The sequence below is a fragment of the Nosocomiicoccus sp. HMSC09A07 genome (assembly GCF_001808485.1).
GTDB lineage: Bacteria > Bacillota > Bacilli > Staphylococcales > Salinicoccaceae > Nosocomiicoccus > Nosocomiicoccus ampullae_A.
Genome location: NZ_KV793634.1, coordinates 52,522 through 71,464, shown reverse-complemented (window position 1 = coordinate 71,464; position 18,943 = coordinate 52,522). Strand labels below are relative to the sequence as shown.

17 protein-coding genes and 1 tRNA gene are annotated in these 18,943 nt (G+C 36.6%); 1 reads left to right on the top strand and 17 read right to left on the bottom strand.

Annotated features, from left to right (window positions below; translation table 11 throughout):
• Window positions 1-21 precede the first annotated feature (21 nt).
• The 7 genes from HMPREF3177_RS04650 to HMPREF3177_RS04625 form a co-directional block, all read right to left on the bottom strand.
• A complete protein-coding gene (locus HMPREF3177_RS04650; RefSeq protein ID WP_070457318.1) occupies window positions 22-1,800 on the bottom strand; it encodes a DUF2207 domain-containing protein in 1,779 nt (592 codons plus the stop codon).
• 98 nt (window positions 1,801-1,898) lie between these two features.
• The gene (locus HMPREF3177_RS04645; RefSeq protein ID WP_070457316.1) at window positions 1,899-3,452 is read right to left on the bottom strand and encodes a gamma-glutamyltransferase; all 1,554 of its coding nucleotides are present in this window, start codon (window positions 3,450-3,452) and stop codon (window positions 1,899-1,901) included.
• Between the two features lie 15 nt (window positions 3,453-3,467).
• The gene (locus tag HMPREF3177_RS08505) at window positions 3,468-3,605 is read right to left on the bottom strand and encodes a hypothetical protein (RefSeq protein WP_168161311.1); all 138 of its coding nucleotides are present in this window, start codon (window positions 3,603-3,605) and stop codon (window positions 3,468-3,470) included.
• Window positions 3,595-4,590: a CapA family protein gene (locus HMPREF3177_RS04640; RefSeq protein ID WP_070457314.1), complete on the bottom strand. Its 996-nt coding sequence runs from the start codon at window positions 4,588-4,590 to the stop codon at window positions 3,595-3,597. The genes HMPREF3177_RS08505 and HMPREF3177_RS04640 overlap by 11 nt, the downstream gene beginning before the upstream one ends.
• A 15-nt stretch (window positions 4,591-4,605) precedes the next feature.
• Window positions 4,606-5,070 carry a poly-gamma-glutamate biosynthesis protein PgsC gene (pgsC, locus tag HMPREF3177_RS04635; RefSeq protein ID WP_070457312.1) on the bottom strand — a complete coding sequence of 155 codons (465 nt, stop codon included), beginning with the start codon at window positions 5,068-5,070 and terminating at the stop codon, window positions 4,606-4,608.
• Entirely contained in the window at window positions 5,067-6,224 is a 1,158-nt protein-coding gene (pgsB, locus tag HMPREF3177_RS04630) for a poly-gamma-glutamate synthase PgsB (protein WP_070457310.1), read from the bottom strand. The genes pgsC and pgsB overlap by 4 nt, the downstream gene beginning before the upstream one ends.
• Window positions 6,225-6,361: 137 nt before the next feature.
• Window positions 6,362-6,433 (bottom strand) — tRNA-Arg (locus HMPREF3177_RS04625).
• Between the two features lie 93 nt (window positions 6,434-6,526).
• Between HMPREF3177_RS04625 and clpP the strand changes: the two genes are divergently transcribed.
• Window positions 6,527-7,117, top strand: a complete 591-nt coding sequence (gene clpP, locus HMPREF3177_RS04620) for an ATP-dependent Clp endopeptidase proteolytic subunit ClpP (RefSeq protein ID WP_068129892.1) — start codon at window positions 6,527-6,529, stop codon at window positions 7,115-7,117.
• A 201-nt stretch (window positions 7,118-7,318) separates the two neighbouring features.
• On the opposite strand, the gene whiA is transcribed toward clpP, so the two are convergent.
• The 10 genes from whiA to uvrA all read right to left on the bottom strand — a co-directional run bounded on the left by whiA (window position 7,319) and on the right by uvrA (window position 18,936).
• Window positions 7,319-8,263, bottom strand: a complete 945-nt coding sequence (gene whiA, locus HMPREF3177_RS04615) for a DNA-binding protein WhiA (protein WP_070457308.1) — start codon at window positions 8,261-8,263, stop codon at window positions 7,319-7,321.
• 17 nt (window positions 8,264-8,280) lie between these two features.
• Window positions 8,281-9,261 carry a gluconeogenesis factor YvcK family protein gene (gene yvcK / locus HMPREF3177_RS04610; RefSeq protein WP_070457306.1) on the bottom strand — a complete coding sequence of 327 codons (981 nt, stop codon included), beginning with the start codon at window positions 9,259-9,261 and terminating at the stop codon, window positions 8,281-8,283.
• On the bottom strand, window positions 9,251-10,126 hold the full coding sequence (gene rapZ / locus HMPREF3177_RS04605; RefSeq protein WP_246827383.1) for an RNase adapter RapZ: 876 nt from the start codon (window positions 10,124-10,126) through the stop codon (window positions 9,251-9,253). The genes yvcK and rapZ overlap by 11 nt, the downstream gene beginning before the upstream one ends.
• A gap of 57 nt (window positions 10,127-10,183) precedes the next feature.
• On the bottom strand, window positions 10,184-11,116 hold the full coding sequence (trxB, locus tag HMPREF3177_RS04600) for a thioredoxin-disulfide reductase (protein ID WP_068129881.1): 933 nt from the start codon (window positions 11,114-11,116) through the stop codon (window positions 10,184-10,186).
• A 60-nt stretch (window positions 11,117-11,176) separates the two neighbouring features.
• Window positions 11,177-12,589, bottom strand: a complete 1,413-nt coding sequence (locus tag HMPREF3177_RS04595; RefSeq protein WP_070457302.1) for a tetratricopeptide repeat protein — start codon at window positions 12,587-12,589, stop codon at window positions 11,177-11,179.
• The gene (locus tag HMPREF3177_RS04590; RefSeq protein WP_068129876.1) at window positions 12,579-13,073 is read right to left on the bottom strand and encodes an acyltransferase; all 495 of its coding nucleotides are present in this window, start codon (window positions 13,071-13,073) and stop codon (window positions 12,579-12,581) included. The genes HMPREF3177_RS04595 and HMPREF3177_RS04590 overlap by 11 nt, the downstream gene beginning before the upstream one ends.
• A 2-nt stretch (window positions 13,074-13,075) precedes the next feature.
• On the bottom strand, window positions 13,076-13,948 hold the full coding sequence (lgt, locus tag HMPREF3177_RS04585) for a prolipoprotein diacylglyceryl transferase (protein WP_070457300.1): 873 nt from the start codon (window positions 13,946-13,948) through the stop codon (window positions 13,076-13,078).
• On the bottom strand, window positions 13,948-14,880 hold the full coding sequence (gene hprK / locus HMPREF3177_RS04580; RefSeq protein WP_070457298.1) for an HPr(Ser) kinase/phosphatase: 933 nt from the start codon (window positions 14,878-14,880) through the stop codon (window positions 13,948-13,950). Before hprK ends, lgt begins: the two co-directional genes overlap by 1 nt.
• A 79-nt stretch (window positions 14,881-14,959) precedes the next feature.
• Window positions 14,960-16,099: a DUF4097 family beta strand repeat-containing protein gene (locus HMPREF3177_RS04575; RefSeq protein ID WP_070457295.1), complete on the bottom strand. Its 1,140-nt coding sequence runs from the start codon at window positions 16,097-16,099 to the stop codon at window positions 14,960-14,962.
• Entirely contained in the window at window positions 16,099-18,936 is a 2,838-nt protein-coding gene (gene uvrA, locus HMPREF3177_RS04570) for an excinuclease ABC subunit UvrA (protein WP_070457825.1), read from the bottom strand. Before uvrA ends, HMPREF3177_RS04575 begins: the two co-directional genes overlap by 1 nt.
• Window positions 18,937-18,943 lie beyond the last annotated feature (7 nt).

The following is an 18,943-nucleotide window of genomic DNA, read 5'->3' as shown; positions in this document are numbered from 1 at the left end:
CGCTCTTATACTAAAGTGGTGCTATCTTGCACCACCACCTCCGCCGCCTCCGGCGCCAGCTCCACCGCCCATTCCAGTAGCTCCACCCAAACCACTGGATGCTTGAGAACTACTAAATCCACCGCTGGATAGTCCTTGGTTTATAGAGTTTGTCGTATTATTAAAGAGATAGAAGTAATTTGGGTAAAAATAATTCTCCTCAGATTTATTTAAATGATATTTTTTAAATCTTGATTCAATTTCATCTGTTACCCCAAGTAAATAAATATAAATGAGTTCTTCTGTTTGAATTTCATCATTTTTAACACGTTCTAACCATGTATTCTCATCTTCATTTTGTAAGTAATTACTATACTTAACGAAGTGTTCAATTAAGTCATGTCCCTTAGTGGTTGGTATTATAACTTCAAAAGGTACAAACGCAGCTGAATCTTTCTCAACTTTAATATACCCATTTTCCTCTAAATATTCTTTTGAGTAATCTTCGAGGTAATCTGCAACTTTAGAAACGTCTGTTGCATTCTTTTTAAACCACTTTTCTAGATTCTTTTTCGTAATTACTTTGTGATCATCCATCGCATTTAAAAACATCATCCATAATAATAACTCGTAATCTCCATTATATGTTTCGTTTTTAATTTGCTTTAGCGCTTCTTCAAAATATTTACCGTATTCCTCTTTCACAGTCTCATAATCTTTTACAATAATTGAGGTATTTCTTTTATTTAATTTTTTAGAGTCATCTTCAAACTCAATTTCAATACGATTATCTCGATGCCATTTTATTAAATATGCAGATATAAACTGCTCAAAATACGCATAGTCTAAATGATTAAGTAAGTATGCGTACCCTGCATAATCGTTCATTTTTGACGGTGGTATTTTTGTTGATGAATTTTTTAAGTCATTTTTAATTGCATACCCTGATTTAATATGGCCACGTGATTTTTTCTTACGATTTGCGATCCATAATCCAGCAATCGTCCATAGCCCAACGATACTTCCAAATAGAATCGCTAATCCTGAGAAAATTTTACCTGTAAGACTCATCTTCGGTCCAAGAGTTTCATTACTATTTAAATAATCCTCACTATAGTTTGAATTATGTAATGCCATACTTCTTTCTTCTTCTAACGTTTTGTCTTTATTTACATTTGTATTAAATAATTTCGAATCAAATTGTAAAAGTACCGTTGCATAGTTACTACCATCCATAGCTTCACTAGATTTCCAAACAATATTTCCATCTTTTAAATGCATATTTCCAACAATACCAAATCCGTAAAATCGAACGTTATCTTTAGTGAATGGTTCGTATGATGAAATAGTCATCGTCATTTCATCAGTTGGTAATTCTGTAAATGTATTAAAATCCCAGTAAATAGACTGGCCATCTTTTAAATTTTTTACCATGTTAGTTAATGTATAGTGAACGGTATAATTCTTATCTCCATACTCTCCAATTCCCCATACTAAATCAAAACCATCATCAGTATTTAAAACACTATATTTACCAGCTTTTTTCTCACGTTTCCAGTCAGAATCCCATTCTTTTACTTCTTCAAATCCATCTACAGAAAAGTGTGTTAATTTAGCACCTTGCATATCTTCTTCATTAAACACGATATAATTTTCTGTACCATCATCCATATTTTGTTTTCGTTCTTCAGTCACTTCTACTGAACCGTCTTTTTTAATATCAATATGAATGTTGATATTATCAATTTCATTTGCATATGCTTTAAAACTTATAGTTAAACTAAGTAAAACACTTAATAAAAATACGATATACTTCTTCATCACATTCCTCTTTCTAAAAAATTATTATTTATTTCTTTTGTCTTACTTATAATTGTAACAAAACTAATATACACAAAAAAGAAGGCGTTTCGCCTTCTTTATCGATTGTTTCGGTCATAATATCTGTGACTTTCTTTAGTTTCACGGTCATAAATGACGGACTGAATATTACCGAACTCATTCGGTGAACTAATTTTTCTAATCGGCGAATCGAGTTCATCAATATTACCCAGCAATTCAAATTGTGCAAAATCTTCGTAATAAATTTGATCGTTAGATTTAAATAATCTCCCTTGGTTGATGGCTGACTTTAATGTCATATCGTTATTAAAGTACTGAATGATAATTTGTGATATGACCGTCGGTATCATATTTCCACCTGGTGTACCGATACCGATATAGCCATCGTCATTCACAATAATTGTTGGACTCGTATATGATCTTGGTGTTTTGTTTGGTTCACCGAAGTTTGGACTCATCGGATCTTTTGAAAAATTGTCTAAAGAGTTATTTAAGTAAAATCCTAAACTACTATATTTACCTGATCCAAAATATCTATTTAACGTATTCGTTGCACTAATCATACGTCCTTCTTTGTCGACGACGACAAAGTGTGTGGTGTTGTTATTAATATTTTCTTCATATTCGACGCTCTCGACATCATTTAATTGATACAGTTCATTCTTAATATAGTATCTGTCTAAATACTGCATTCTATCACCGTCCATATCGCTCACGATATCTCGGTTAATCATCATAATATCTCTCGCATCACTTACGGATTGTATAAAGTTATAAGACGCACCGTCTTCCTCACGTAGTATTTCGTCAATCGCTAATGCTTGTAGTGTAAACACACCACCGAGCGGGCTACTCGGCGTGTATACTGTAGATCCTTGGTAGTCCATACTTAATACGTCACCTTTAGTCGCAGTATAATTCGTAAAATCTTCGACATTAAAACGCTCAAACTCTTCAGTCATACTCTCACCAAGCATTTCGTAAAATGCATCAGCGCCATATGCTTGAATGTACTTTAAAGTGTCTGCAAGTTCCGGTTGAGTGATTTTTTCACCACTAGCTACTGGTTCACCGTCTTTATAAAACGGACTGTCTAAGTCATTATATTCTTTGTATAGCGCGAGGTTTTGTGCAAATCTTGCATCGACTGTAATTCCGTCTTCTGCTAAAGGTATGACATAATCTAAAATTTCTTCCATTTTCATACTGCCATACTCTTTTTGTAAGTAATCCATTCCTCTAACGAGTCCAGGAACCCCGATTAAATCACCCTGTTCATATACGCTTGACGATATACTCTGATATTTGATTTCATCGGGTGCGCCCATTTGACCATCGTAATATAATAACGCTCCACCACCGCCAAGTCCTGAAGCATACGGCTCGACGATAGCTAAGGCAAACGCAACACCTATCGCAGCATCTGCAGCGTTCCCACCGTCTGCGATAATCTTTTGCCCTACTTCGCTTGCTCGGTAGTCACTTGACGTTACGGAGTACGATTCATTCTTTTCATTTTTAAAACTGTCTTTTTCTAAAGAAATCAAATCTCGATTATTTTTCACCATATATATTGCGACTGATGTCAGTAACAATAATATTAATGCAATTAAAGGGAAATATTTTTTCATTATAATGACCGCCACTTATTTAGTATAGTATTCGATAATTTTTCGTTCAGATTCACTTATCTGTTCATCATTTTGCTTAACAAACATCGCAATATACATTGAACAGACAACGACGATAAGTAAAATCCAAATGAGTACCTTTTTACTGTTCAAAATAAAACTCCCCATCCTTATATGAAGTGTGTGTCGGCATTTGTTGGAACAACGTTTTTTGCTCAAAGAAATTTAAATTGTTTTTAGTTAATGTGCCGTGTTTATATTGTACAGGTGTGATTTTAAATTGATTGCTTTCTATATCGTGCTGAACGACGATACTCTTTTTATAGTTTGAAATATAATCGTTTGACACTAAGTTTCCTAAACTATAAAAGATAACTGTATCGTTATATTTCTCAATTTCTTGAACGACGCTATTATTACCGATAATAATATCGACGCCTGCGTCAGATAACGCGTGTGCGAGTTCTCTTTGTCTTGTAGTCACTTCACGTTCGTTCGGTATCCCCCAAGTAACACTCACTATAATTAAATCACTATCATTATCTAGCTGCTGAATTTTCGGTAAAAAGAAACTCGGTTCTAATTCATGGTTAATTTGTGGTATTTCACTCGATATGAATTTTGAGTTTTTATCTACAAACGATAAAAATGATATTTTCTTTTCTCCCAAATTATGTTCAACGACGTCTTCAAGACTCGGATTTTCTAATGATAGTCCTATATTTCTTTCGACATCGACGAGGTCAACGTACGGCACATTTTTATTAAAAAATGTTAAATCTGTAAAGTAGTTGTCTTGTATCTCGTTAATTTGTTCATTCTTATTCTTTACTCGTTTGTCTAACACGACATTTGTAAATGATAATTCATTTTCTAATAAGGGACCCTGTAAACTTGTTAAAAAGTGCTCAGACTCAAATATGTCGTTATATTCTTGTAAATTTAAATTACCCGTGTAGAAAATAGTCGGACTGTTCTCTGTTTCAAAACTCTCTACTTCGATCGGTGTATATGTTCTATTCACAAAATCTATACTTATAACGCTAATGACTAGCATTACTAGTACAATCATTAAGTTAGAACGTTTATTATGTTTGATATATTTTAATATTTTTTCTTGAAGTGTTAGTTTTTTCATTATTAAATCACCTAACTATAGTAATACAACGTAGTTATACACATTTAAGAGAGCATACGTTAAAAATGTAACGAATAGCGATGATGATAACGTAATGACTACACCTTGTCTTTGGATTGTATTTGCGATAATACCAGGGATGACCATACCTATCCCTGTAATTTCAATCATGTCATATGGTATCGGTGCATACGGGAACGACGCATCAAATATAAATTTTAAGACCATCGCTGTTAAGATCATCGCTGAGAATTTTCTTCTACCATACAAAATAATGATCTTGCTGAGTATTTTGTCGACAATGATATATGTCAAACAACTAATAATAAGAATCGAAAATAACATGACTGGCTGGTCAAATATTAGTGCGAGGTATCCTGGAACGACTAGCCCTGCTGGACTTATACCAAATCTTTCGGCAAACAGTAAACTTAATAGTACCCCTGTAAACAGTGAAAAATAAAGTTCTGTACCAATCATTCTTTTAAATCCTCCATATACTGAATAATGGTTTTACCTGGTCCGTGAATGTTACCGACACAAAATAGTAGGACGTTTCTTGATATGTTTAATATCTCGTTTAATACGTCCTCATTGCTTTTACTTTCTAAGTTAATATATGTTTCATTTCTATGTTTCATAAAATCGGTTACCATCTGTGTGGATTTTCCTGTACAAATGAGTGCATCAAACTGTACATTCGATAAAAAGTCTTCAACGAATTGTCTCGTCCGGTCCACTCTGTCCGATCTGCAATTCAGTAATAACACTTTCGACTCATACTCATATCCGGATGCTTCAATTTTCTTTAATATCGCCATCGACGATGTCGGCTCATTCGCTGCGAATGCATTTACAAATATATTATTCGTACCATTTGACACGTAAGACACAATATCAACTGCTCCAGAGTCTGGGGGTGCTTTTAACATCCCTCTATAAGCGATATCGTCATCAATTCCGATTACTCTAGAAATACCAAGTGCAATCGCAACGTTTTCAGCGAATATTAAATATGGAAATGACTTTAAATATTCCTCAGATACTTCTGACGGATCAGTAATAATCACTTCAGTATTTCTTTTTTCTGCTTCTTTTGTAAACAATTCCTCATAATGACCCTTCAGCACGACTAAATGACCGTTGTTTGGAATCGTTGCAACAAATGACTCTGCGACCTCATCTAACGTCGGTCCTAATACATCCATATGGTCCTCCATAACGTTCACAATCGCACCGACATTGGCTTTTAACAAGTCTTGCTGAAATACTTTCTGATAATCTGGATTCACTGCCATGCACTCATTCACAATCGCTTTTGCACCAGACTTCACAGTTTTACTAATAATCTCTCTTTGTTCCCCAATATTCGCACCTTGCGGTTTACGTACAATCGGAACCTCTTCATTTTGATACCAATATAACAACCGTGCATCTGTACCTGTCGTTTTACCAACGACCTTATATCCTGCTTCTCTTAAAATACTATATGTCAAACGCGTTATCGTAGACTTCCCTCTCACACCATTAATATTAATTCTAAGAGGTACTCTTTTTAAACGTCTATTATGTATATATTTATCTAACATACCGAGTACTAAAAAAATAATAGTTAACCCAATAATTAAATACAAAAAAATCACCTCTAGCTGTTATCCCCTAATTCTAGCAATCAAAGGTAAAGATATCGTAAATCTTATGTAAAGTTCGAAGAACAAAACATAAAACTGCTAAAAGTGATCCACACATCAAAAATATTCAATTAAAAAAACGCCCCCGAGAGGAATCGAACCCCCAGTATGAGAACCGGAATCTCATGTGTTATCCATTACACCACGAGGGCAATAATTGTATTATAACATAGACAAGTATATCTTTTGACCTTGTTTGACTAATATGTTTTAATAAAATTACGATATATATAGGAGGATTTTTTATGAACTTAATACCTACAGTAATTGAATCAACTAACCGCGGTGAACGTGCGTATGATATTTACTCTCGTTTATTAAAGGATAGAATTATTATGATCGGTAGTGCGATTGATGATAATGTCGCGAACTCTGTTGTGAGTCAGTTACTATTCTTACAAGCACAAGATGCTGAGAAGGATATTTACTTATATATTAACTCACCAGGTGGTAGCGTAACTGCTGGTATGGCAATTTACGACACGATTCAACATATTAAACCAGACGTACAGACAATTTGTATGGGTATGGCAGCGTCTATGGGGTCTTTCTTACTTGCTGCTGGTACTAAAGGTAAACGTTTTGCGTTACCGAATGCTGAAGTTATGATTCACCAACCTTTAGGTGGTGCTCAAGGTCAAGCGACTGAAATTGAGATTGCTGCACGTCACATTTTAAACACACGTGAAAAGTTAAATAAAATTTTAGCAGAACGTACAGGTCAACCACTTGAACGAATTGAAAAAGACACAGATCGTGACAACTACTTAACAGCTGAAGAAGCTAAAGAGTATGGTTTAATCGATGATGTGTTACAACCAGAAAAAGTTAAATAAGTATAAGATAAAAGGGATTCAACTTTCGTTGAATCCCTTCTTTTATTTTATTTTGTTTGTAATTATTATTAGATGACTTTACTCGGCGTGTTTATTTAACACTTTTCTTTTGATTTTGTTAGATATATTGATTTATCTAACATATTTTTAGATTCTAGTCTCATTTTTGTAAATAACACGTAGAAATCATCGCATTATCCCCTACAACTTCACATCTTGACCGCTTCTCAATTTATCTGCGATCTCATCGATTTTACGTAGTCGATGGTTGACGCCGGATTTTGATATCGGTCCTGTTGAGATGCTTTCTCCGAGTTCTTTTAAACTCATATCATGGTTGTCTCTTCTTAAGTACGCAATTTCTCGTAATCGGTCTGGTAGTTTTTCTAATCCGATTTCTTGGTCGATGTATTTGATGTTTTCTACTTGGCGCATCGCTGCGCTAATTGTCTTGTTTAAGTTTGCTGTTTCACAGTTGACGAGTCGGTTGACGGAGTTTCTCATATCTCTTAGTATTCTAACGTCTTCAAATTTTAGCATCGCTTGATGTCCGCCGACGAGTCCTAAGAAGTCTGAGATTTTCTCCGCTTCTTTTAAGTACGTAATGTACCCACGTTTTCTATCGATGACTTTTGCGTTAAGTTCGTATTCGTTCATTAGTTTCATGAGTGAGTAGGCATGTTCTTCATAGAGTGACGCGATTTCTAAATGATAGGATGATGTTTCTGGGTTGTTGACTGATCCTGCTGCTAAAAATGCACCTCTTAAATAGCTTCTTACACATTCATCATCTGTGAGTGACGATAGTTCAACGTCATGTATAATTTCTCCGTCACGCATGACATTTAGGTCACTTAATATTTCTTTCGTATTTTCTTTCACTCTACATATATAGACGTTATTTTTCTTTAACTGCATTTTTCTTCGAACTGCTAATTCTGGTTCGATTTTATATAATTCTTTAATAAGTCTAAATATACGTCTTGCGATCGCTGCGTTTTCGGTTTGGATGTTGATGATCCATTTTCCTTCTGATATTGCGATCGATCCGTTCATTTTTATAATTGCGGACAATTCTTCTTTACTACACTTTTCATCCGCTTCTATTCGGCATAGTTCACCTTTCATTTCTGAGGCAAACGACATATTGACTCACCTCTCTTTCAATATTCAATAGCTTCAAATAATTCGAGTATGAGTTCATATATATTTTTAGCTAGTTGTATCGAGTCGTGTCTTAATATACCTTCCTCTGTTTTTTGGACGATATTATCATATATATATACGTTGATTCCTCTTTTTTCTAACTCGTCTTTATTCACGATTACAGCACTCACACCTTCTTCTTTGTAGCGCTGTGAGACGAGTTGCTTTGTATCTTCGTCACTGGCTATAACATGTGTGATGACGTCTTTTCCAATATGTTTATGAATCGCATCGACACAGTCCGCTGCTGTCATCGTTTTTGTTTCACCTGGTTGCTCTACGATATTACTTATATAAATCTGATCTGCAGTTGATTCTTGGAGTGCCTTATTGATACTCGTCGGTAAGACGTTTGGAATAATACTCGTATATAAACTTCCCGGACCATATATAATAAAGTCCGCATTTTGAATCGCTTCGATTGCCGTATTCGCTCCTTCAATATCTTCAGGGCTTAAATATATATGATCGATTTTCTTTTTAACTTTCGGAATATAACTTTCTCCCTCGTATTTCGTCCCGTCTGTCATTATCGCAACGAGTTTTGGGGAGCGGTTTGTACTTGGAATCACTTTACCTTTTACGTTTAATATCTCCGAAAACTTTTCAACCGCGACTGAAAAATCTCCTTGCATATCATACATCGCAGCGAGCATTAAATTCCCGAGACTATGCCCGCTGATCCTTTCACGGTTAAAGCGATATGTAAATAAATCTTTAATTAATGCTTCAGATTCACTTAGTGCAGCGAGAACGTTTCGAATATCTCCTGGTGCTGGCATATCTATTTCAGAACGTATTTTTCCTGTCGAACCACCGTCATCTGCAACTGTAACGACTGCAGATATATCGACTGGATATTTTTTTAACCCACGTGCGAGTACACTTAACCCAGTTCCACCGCCGATTAAAACGACGTTAATTGTCTTATGATTCATGGCGGTGCCTATGTGTTTCTTTGTGGATTGTATTAATTTTATACATATGCTTTGTCTTTAAATCATTAGATATACGTTCTGCGATCGCAACTGAACGGTGCTGTCCACCCGTACAACCAATTGCGATATTTAATTGAGATTTTCCTTCTTTTACGTATAACGGGAGTGAAAAATTAATGATATCGATTAACTTCTCGTAAAATATTTCTGTATCTTTAAACTTCATAACGTAATCATAGACGTCTTGGTCGAGTCCCGTTTTCGGACGAAGTGACTCGATATAATACGGATTTGGTAAAAATCTAACGTCATACATGATATCGGCATCTTGAGGGATTTCATGTTTAAACCCAAAGCTCATCACGTTAATAGTAAACTTTTCATCGCGGTCATATTTTAAGTAGTCATAAATCTTTTCTTTTAATTCTTTAGCAGATGTTTCTGTCGTGTCGATAATAATCGTAGACGCTTTTTTTACGTCTTCTAGTAAAGAACGCTCGTTTTTAATTGCTTCAGACAGTGATACATTATCATTTAACGGGTGACTTCTTCTTGTCTCTTTGTATCTACTAATTAATTTATCATCTGTCGCATCTAAAAAGACAATTTGTGTGCGAATCCCTTTTACTGAAATAAGATCGTTGATCGCTGGAATAAACTGACTAAAAAACATACGATCTCTTAAGTCGATACTTAGCGCAACGTCATGCATATCTTCGTTTGTCGACTGCATCATTTCTACAATTTTCGGTAATAACGGTACGGGTAAATTATCGATCGCAAAATAACCCATGTCTTCAAGAGATTCTAATGCGATAGATTTACCTGCACCACTCATCCCAGTTAATATAATTAAGTTTTTCACTCGAATTCCTCCCATCTACGTTTAAAAAGATGGAACGAGCGTCCCATCTTTTAAATTCTATTCTGTAAATGTTTCGATATATTCGCTTGCATTTTGTGCCGCGATACTGCCGTCTCCAGTTGCAGTGACAATTTGACGTAACGTTTTTTCACGTACGTCTCCTGCTGCGAAGATTCCTGGAATACTCGTTTCCATTTCTTCGTTCGAAGTGACATATCCTGTTTCTTCGTCTAAAATACCGAGGTCTTTAAACGGTTCAGTTAACGGGAGCAGTCCGATGTAAATAAATACCCCGTCTGCTTCATAGTCGTACGTTTCGCCTGTATTTTTGTCGAGTAGCGTCACTGATTGTACGACGCCGTCTCCATTAATAGACTGAATTTCAGTGTCCCATATGAACTCCATTTTGTCGTTGTTAAATGCACGGTCTTGAATAATTTTTTGTGCACGTAACGTATCACGACGGTGAACGACTGTTACTTTACTTGCGTATTTCGTTAAGAAAATACCTTCTTCTACTGCTGAGTCTCCACCACCGATAACGACTAAATGACGCTCTTTAAAGAACGCACCGTCACATACCGCACAGTAACTGACACCTTTACCTGCTAACGCTTCTTCACCAGGTACACCGATTTTTTTATGTTCTGTACCTGTTGCGATAATCACTGCTTTTGCTTTGATCGTCTCACTACCGAGGTCGATTAATTTATAATTACCGTCTAATGTAACTGATTTAACATCACCATATTTATATTCTGCACCAAACTTCGTTGAGTGCTCAAACATTTTTGATGATAATTCAGGGCCTGTTATTAAAGAAAATCCTGGGAAGTTTTCAACGTCTTCAGTACTTGCTACTTGCCCACCAGGCATACCTCGTTCGATCATTACTGTTTTTAACTCTGCACGTGAAGCGTATACTGCAGCAGTCATCCCCGCAGGACCTGCCCCTAAAATCGCGACATCATACTCTTTTACTTCTGACATAATGACTCTCCTTTACTCGTAACATACTTTTCATATTATATCTAAAATGAGCCGGGTGTGTCACTCATTCTGCTTAATATCTTCAATTGCTTTTTTTAATTTATGCGGATAAACTTGATACTTTTCTGACAATGTTTCTACTGTAAAGCCATCGTTATAATACACATATAAAAAGGCTAACGCATATGTTTTCCCGGATTCTTTTAACTCGCTAATGTCGATATGTGTAATCGCGTCAATCCAGCCGAGTAAAATGTCATCTCTATCGAGATAATCAATCGATAACACTTCAAGTCCTTCATGTAATATATCAAACTTTTGAAATTTAAAATTATTAAATATATACGCCGTGTACATCTTTTCAAAGTTTCCAAATTGTTCAATTAAATCCCATACAGGCGACCCTAATATGACATCTTCCGGCCGAATAATACTCGTACGGAATAAACCGAGTATGCGCTTATGTGGATCATCACTTTGTAAATACTCATCGATGATTTTATTTAACGTTTCAGCCGCTTGTTCTTTTTGCCACGGACTGTGAATTTCATCGAGTGGGTGATAGAGCTGCATCTCTTTCCAAAACATTTCTGCTTCTTCAACTTCGCCAATTTTGTACGCAGCTTGACTGAGTGCGTGTAATAACTGGAAATTGACCATATACTTCTTTTTATATAATGGATAAAGTAATTGATACGCTTCTTTATGCTTTTTCAAAAAGTTTAAAACGAGCCCGACTTTTAAACGGTCGTCTTCGTCGAGTGGTTCGACGACTTCTAAATGACGTAAAAACTTTACATATAAGTCGTGACGATTCGTATAAAAATAAAGCAACGTTAAATGACTTAACGCATGCATATCTGTTTGGTCTTCTTTTAATAGCTCTGTTAATATCGCTTCTGCTTCTTCGAATCGATTTAAAAAGAGTAACGCCATCCCACGTAAATTTCTAAATTCTCTTTTATTTGATAAGTCAAAGTCAATATCATCTAAATAATCGAGTGATGTTTCAATTTGACCACTCATAAAGTACGACTGGAATATATATTGACCGACGAATTCTTTCGCTTCCTTTAGAAGTTCATCGTTGCTATAGTCTTCAACGGTAAACATTTCCATTAAATCGTCGTAATAATCATCATCCTTATGCAGTTCCGCATACAATATACCAAATAACAGTCCTTTATTTGCATCTTCGATTAACACATTCATCTCAGATAATTCATAGTAATACGTCGTATCAAAATTAGACGCTGCAAACTCTGTCATTATAAACTGCTCTGCTCTATCGTATTCACCGAGTAACGTGAGTATATACGCATACTCCGTCATATATTCGCGTTCTTTACTTTCATTTAACGCTCGCTCCATAAGATTTAAAGCATCACGATATGATCCGTGATGCTTTTTCTTCATCGCTTGACGGTAGTATACCCTCCCGTCGTTACGAAGCGAGATAATTTTACTTTTCAATATCGCTTCTCTCCTTTATAACTAACGGATTACCGTACGCGATACTATTATCTGGAATATCTTTAGAGACGACACTTCCAGCACCGACTAATACGTTGTCACCAATCGTCACACCAGGTAACACCGTAACGTTCGCGCCGATCATCGTATTTTTACCGATTGTAATAGAACCGATACGGTACTCATCGACTAAATATTCGTGCGTGAGTAACGTCGCGTTATAACCGATAATCGAGTTCTCACCAACTGTAATATTTTCAGGATAAAATAAGTCCGGCATCGCTTTATATGCAAAACTTACTTTGTCACCGAGTTTCATATTGAGTCCAGTTTTATACAGTGTATGTTTCATTCTCGTGGATGGGGAATACCTTCCCGCTTCAACAATGATGAAGTTTTTAACGACTCTAAAAAACGAAATCGTACGGTACATTCGCCAAAGCGGATTTTCTTTTTTTGAAGGAAAACGTTCGAGCTTACGCATAATTATTTCCTCTTTTTCTTTTTCGTGTTTTGTTTAACTGTCGCACGCTGTTTTTTGTTAAACGTGTTAAAATTTCCGTGTACGTTACCATATACCGGTAAGTCGTACTTTTTATTTCTATATATCCATACAATAATCGCTAAGATGATAAGTGATAGACTCATCACTTGTGCTGTACGGAGAAGGTCTAGAATCATTAAACTATCTGTACGCATTCCTTCGATAAAGAAGCGCCCGATAGAATAGTAGATTAAATAGAGTAAAAACGTCTGACCAATTTTTAATTTCGGACGTAAACGCATCAGTATAAAAATACCGACGACGTTCCAAATCGATTCATATAAAAAGGTCGGATGATAATACACACCGTCGATATACATTTGGTTAATGATAAATTCAGGTAGACGTAACGTCTCTAAAAACGCTCGAGACACAGGGCCACCGTGTGCTTCTTGGTTAATAAAGTTCCCCCAACGTCCGATCGCTTGGCCGAGTAGTACACTCGGCATTAACATATCCCCAAACTGGAAAAAACTATAATTGTTTTTACGCGTGTAGTAATATCCTGCAAGGACCCCACCGATGAGCCCACCGTGGATCGCCATTCCACCTTCCCATACTTTTATAATATCGAGTGGGTGGAGTAAATAATAATCTAAGTTGAATAACACGAAGTAAAGTCTCGCACCTACGAGTGAGAAGACGATGATATATACCATCATCTCCGTGAGTGTTTCGTCGCTAAATCCTTTTTTAACCATTTCATGATTTGCTAAAAAGTATGCACAGATCATTCCTGTAAATATTAAAATCCCGTACCAGTAAATATCGAATCCACCGATACTTACTGCGACGCGGTCAATCGCATATATCATTATTTCCCTCCGTTATCTTTACTCCTAATATGCGCAATTAAGCGCTCGTTAAATTCTCTCGCGGCACTGACTCCCATATTTTGAAGTCTAAAGTCCATCGCTGCCACTTCAATAATATTCGATACGTTTCGCCCTGGTCGTACAGGGATTAACTTACTCGGTATTTCAGAATTTAATATATTTTTTGTTCGTTTATCTAATCCGAGGCGGTCGTATTCTTTATCTTGTTGCCAAAACTCTAAATGAACGTTTAACATAATACGCTTTTCACTTAGCACGACACTTGCACCGAATAGTGTCATTACGTTGATAATGCCGAGCCCTCTAATTTCAAGTAAATTTTCGATGAGCTCTGGAGATTTACCGATGAGTACGTTTTTACCGATTTCTTTGATTTCGACGTTATCGTCTGCAACGAGTCGATGCCCATTTTTAACGAGCTCTAACGCAATTTCGCTTTTACCGATACCACTTTCACCTGTAATTAATACACCGATTCCATAGACGTCTAACAGAACGCCGTGAACGTTCGTCTCAGGTGCGAGCGAAATTTCTAAATAGTCGGTTAAGTAAAACATTAAATTCGTAATCGTATTCGACGTTTTTAAAAGTGGAATATTTGCATTCTCACACGCTTCAATAATTTCTTTTGGCGGTGTTAAATCGTCTGTAAATATAAAACATGGTGTCTCATTTGTACATAGTAATTGTGCGCGAGTTGCGCGTTCTTCATCTGTTAATTTCGTATTAAAATACGTCGTTTCAGTCATTCCAAATAACTGAACGCGTTCGTTTGAATAATGCGAAAAATAACCCGCAATCTCAAGCCCTGGTCGTGAGACGTCGATACTTGTGATTGGTTTATGTATACCTGTTTCACCAGTGATGATTTCTAGTTTGAATCGTTCGATTACGTTACTTACTGTTAACATAATATACCTCTCAAAATTGATACTTCTTATTATAGCAAAAAAGGACAAGTCTGATAGCTACTTGTCCTTTAAATACGTTTTATACTGTATGGAGTGTGACTGAACCAACTTTTGTGCTCGCTTCTATAACGAGACCTGATTCATCTGTGTCATTAATGATCATAATTTCTTTTAATCCTAAATCGGATGGCTTCATATCTCGGATGTTTAACCCCGGAGGATAGTTAATATGTCCAAGCACTGTGTTTAAACGTCCTTCGACTTTACGACCTGACGGAATTTCTACGTTGATGCTTCCCATGTTCGTTTGAATTTTAGCATCACGTGTATCTTCATTTAATGAAAGTGACACTGAGCCGTTCGCTTTAATGTCGATTTCTTCAACATCTAATTCTTTCGTTGAAATCGTTCCAAGCATTGATACGAGTTCTAAATTCGTAAACGCACTTTCTTTTATTTCTAATGACCCACGTGACGTTCTAACGAACGCATGTTTTGCTGAAATATCGTCGACTTCGATATCACCATTTAAAATATCGATAGATAAATCTTTTAACAGTAAATCTTCAACGTCGACGCTGCCGTTTGAACTTGAGATGTGTAAGTAGTCGAGTGCACGTTCGTTAATTTCTAATACGACGTTTACTTTCGCACTACGAAGTGGTGACATAATTTCTAAGTTCCCGTTTTTTACTTCGCAGAAAATATCTTCAAAGTAATTGCGTTTTTTATCGAGTTTTCTATAGAACGGTGTCACTTCAAAACGTACCGCTGTGACGCCATCTGTCTTTTTAACTTCGACGTTACCATTCGTTACGTCTAACGTAACAGATGAAAAATCTTCTTCGATCGTTTCGATGAGTTTATTTTTAGACCCTTGCTGGAAAATCGCATCGATGTCTCCCGTTTTAGCTTTGTCGAATACGTCTTCTAACGTTTTTAAAATATCTGACGTACTCTTCGTTGCTTTTGCTTTACGGCGGACATCGTTAAACGTTTCTTTTGCGTTTTTTTGAATCGTATCTGGATCTAAAATCTTTCCAACTTCGTCTGTCATATTTTCAAAAAACTTATAAATACTGTTGTCTTCTTCTTTTTTATCGTTCGTGTGTTTCTTATCTTGATCGTCTTCGTTTAATGCATTCATAAGGTCGATTGCTTCTTTTGTCGTGATTAAACCATCTTCAAGCATTTTTAAAATTCGCGCTTTACTATCCATTATTTAACCTCCTGATGGTTACGATTGAGCCATTTTTTTAAGTGGTATCCTGTATGGCTTTCTTTCGTCTCCATAATATCTTCTATTGTACCATGCGCAACAACTTCTCCTCCACCGTCGCCACCTTCAGGGCCAAGATCGATGATATGATCTGCAACTTTTATAACGTCTAAATTATGTTCGATAATGACGACGGTGTCACCGTTATCTACGAGACGCTGAATGACTTTAATCAGTTTTCTAATATCTTCTGAGTGGAGTCCTGTCGTTGGCTCATCGAGTATATAGAGCGTCTTACCATTTGAACGTTTTTGAAGTTCACTCGCAAGTTTCACACGTTGTGCTTCTCCCCCGGATAACGTCGTTGCTGGTTGCCCGAGTTTTACGTAGCCGAGTCCAACATCTAATAGCGTCTCTAGCTTACGACTGATTTTCGGAATGTTCTCAAAGAATTTCGCTGCTTCTTCTACCGTCATTTCAAGGACATCTGAGATGTTTTTATCTTTATATTTCACTTCTAACGTCTCTCTGTTATAACGTTTACCGTGACATACTTCACACGGTACAAAGACGTCTGGTAAAAAGTGCATTTCAATTTTTAAAATACCGTCACCTTTACACGCTTCACAACGTCCACCTTTTACGTTAAAACTAAATCTCCCTTTTTTGTACCCTCGAACTTTCGCTTCGTTCGTTTCAGCATAGACGTCACGAATGTCATCAAAGACACCTGTATACGTCGCCGGGTTACTTCTCGGTGTACGACCGATTGGAGATTGGTCGATGTCGATAATCTTATCTAAATACTCGGCACCTTCTATTTTTTTAAACTTTCCAGGTACGAGTTTAGATTTATATAGCTCTTTATGGAGTCCTTTATATAAAATTTCGTTGACTAAAGTGCTCTTACCAGATCCTGAGACGCCTGTTACGACGTTTAAGAGACCATGCGGGAAGTCTACATCGATATTTTTTAAGTTGTTTTCTACTGCGCCTTTTACTCTAAACTTTTTAGTCGTTTGTTTTCGATAATTTTCTGGTAACGGGATTTCTTTTTTACCACTTAAATATTGACCTGTAATTGAAGCGTCGTTATTCATGACTTCTTTTGGTGTTCCAGCTGCGACGATTTGTCCACCGTTTTCTCCAGCACCCGGTCCGATATCGATTAAATAATCACTCGCAATCATCGTATCTTCATCGTGCTCAACGACGATTAACGTATTCCCTAAATCGCGCATCTCTTTTAACGTTCGGATTAGCTTATCGTTATCACGTTGATGAAGACCAATTGAAGGCTCGTCTAGTATATAAAGCACTCCGCTTAACATCGAACCGATTTGTGTCGCGAGTCGAATACGCTGTGCTTCCCCACCAGATAACGTACCGCTTCGGCGGTTGAGCGTTAAATATCCAAGCCCAACATTTCTTAAAAACGTAAGTCGATCGTTGATTTCTTTTAATATCGGCTGTGCGATTGCTTGATTCTTTTCACTTAAATGTAAATCATTAAAGAATTGAAGCGCATCGTTCACCGATTGATCTACCGCTTCACCGATATGGCGTTTCTTAATTTTAACTGAGCGCGCCTCAATATTTAAACGATATCCATGACACGTCGTACAGTCTGTTTCACGCATATACTGCGCCATTTGTTCACGCGTATACTCTGACGGACTGTCTTGATATCTTCTCTCGATATTATTTAAAACACCTTCAAATTGAATTGTACGAGTACGCTTTGCACCGTTACGCTGTGTGAACGTAACGTCTAAATAATCTGTAGACCCTTTTAAAATAATGTCTTGTTCTTCTTTAGATAAATGCTTGAACGGTTGGTCCATATCGATATTAAAATGTTCAGCGACTTGTTTTAAAAGATTCGGATAATAATCTGAACTAATCGGTCTCCACGGTAAAATCGCACCGTCATTTAACGATAACGTGTCATCTGGAATAACGAGTGACGCGTCAACCGACCATTTTTTACCTAATCCGTCACACGTTGGACACGCACCAAACGGACTGTTAAATGAAAAGAGTCTCGGCTCTAATTCACTAATTGTAAATCCACATTCAGGGCAAGAAAAGTTTTCTGAGAAGTGGATATCTTCTCCATCTATAACGTTAGCGACCGCGTTACCTTCTCCTTTTTCTAATGCGATTTGTAGTGAATCAGAAAGTCTCGCTTCAATACCTGGTTTAACTCCGATTCTATCAATCACGATATCGATATCGTGTTTTTTATTTTTATTTAATTCTGGTACGTCTTCGATATCATACATTTCACCATCAACGATGACTCTTGCGTATCCTTCTTTTCGAAGACTTTCAAATATCTTTTTATGTTGTCCTTTTCTGCCACGTACAACTGGAGATAATATTTGAAGGCGCGTACGTGTTTCAAGTTCCATAATCGTGTCGACCATTTCTTCAATCGTTTGGCTTTTAATTTCAATATCGTGATGCGGACAATACGGCGTCCCCGCACGTGCATATAATAATCGTAAATAATCGTATATTTCTGTAATTGTCGATACCGTTGAACGCGGGTTGTTACTCGTCGTTTTTTGATCGATTGAAATCGCTGGTGATAACCCTTCAATCGTATCGACGTCTGGCTTTTCCATCTGACCTAAAAACTGTCTCGCATACGCGCTTAAACTCTCAACGTAACGGCGTTGTCCTTCTGCGTAAATCGTATCGAATGCGAGCGATGACTTACCAGAGCCTGATAAGCCCGTCATTACGACGAGCTGGTCTCTCGGTATATCTATATTTATATTTTTTAAGTTGTGCTGTCTTGCACCACTAATTTTAATGAATTTATTATTTATCTTTTCA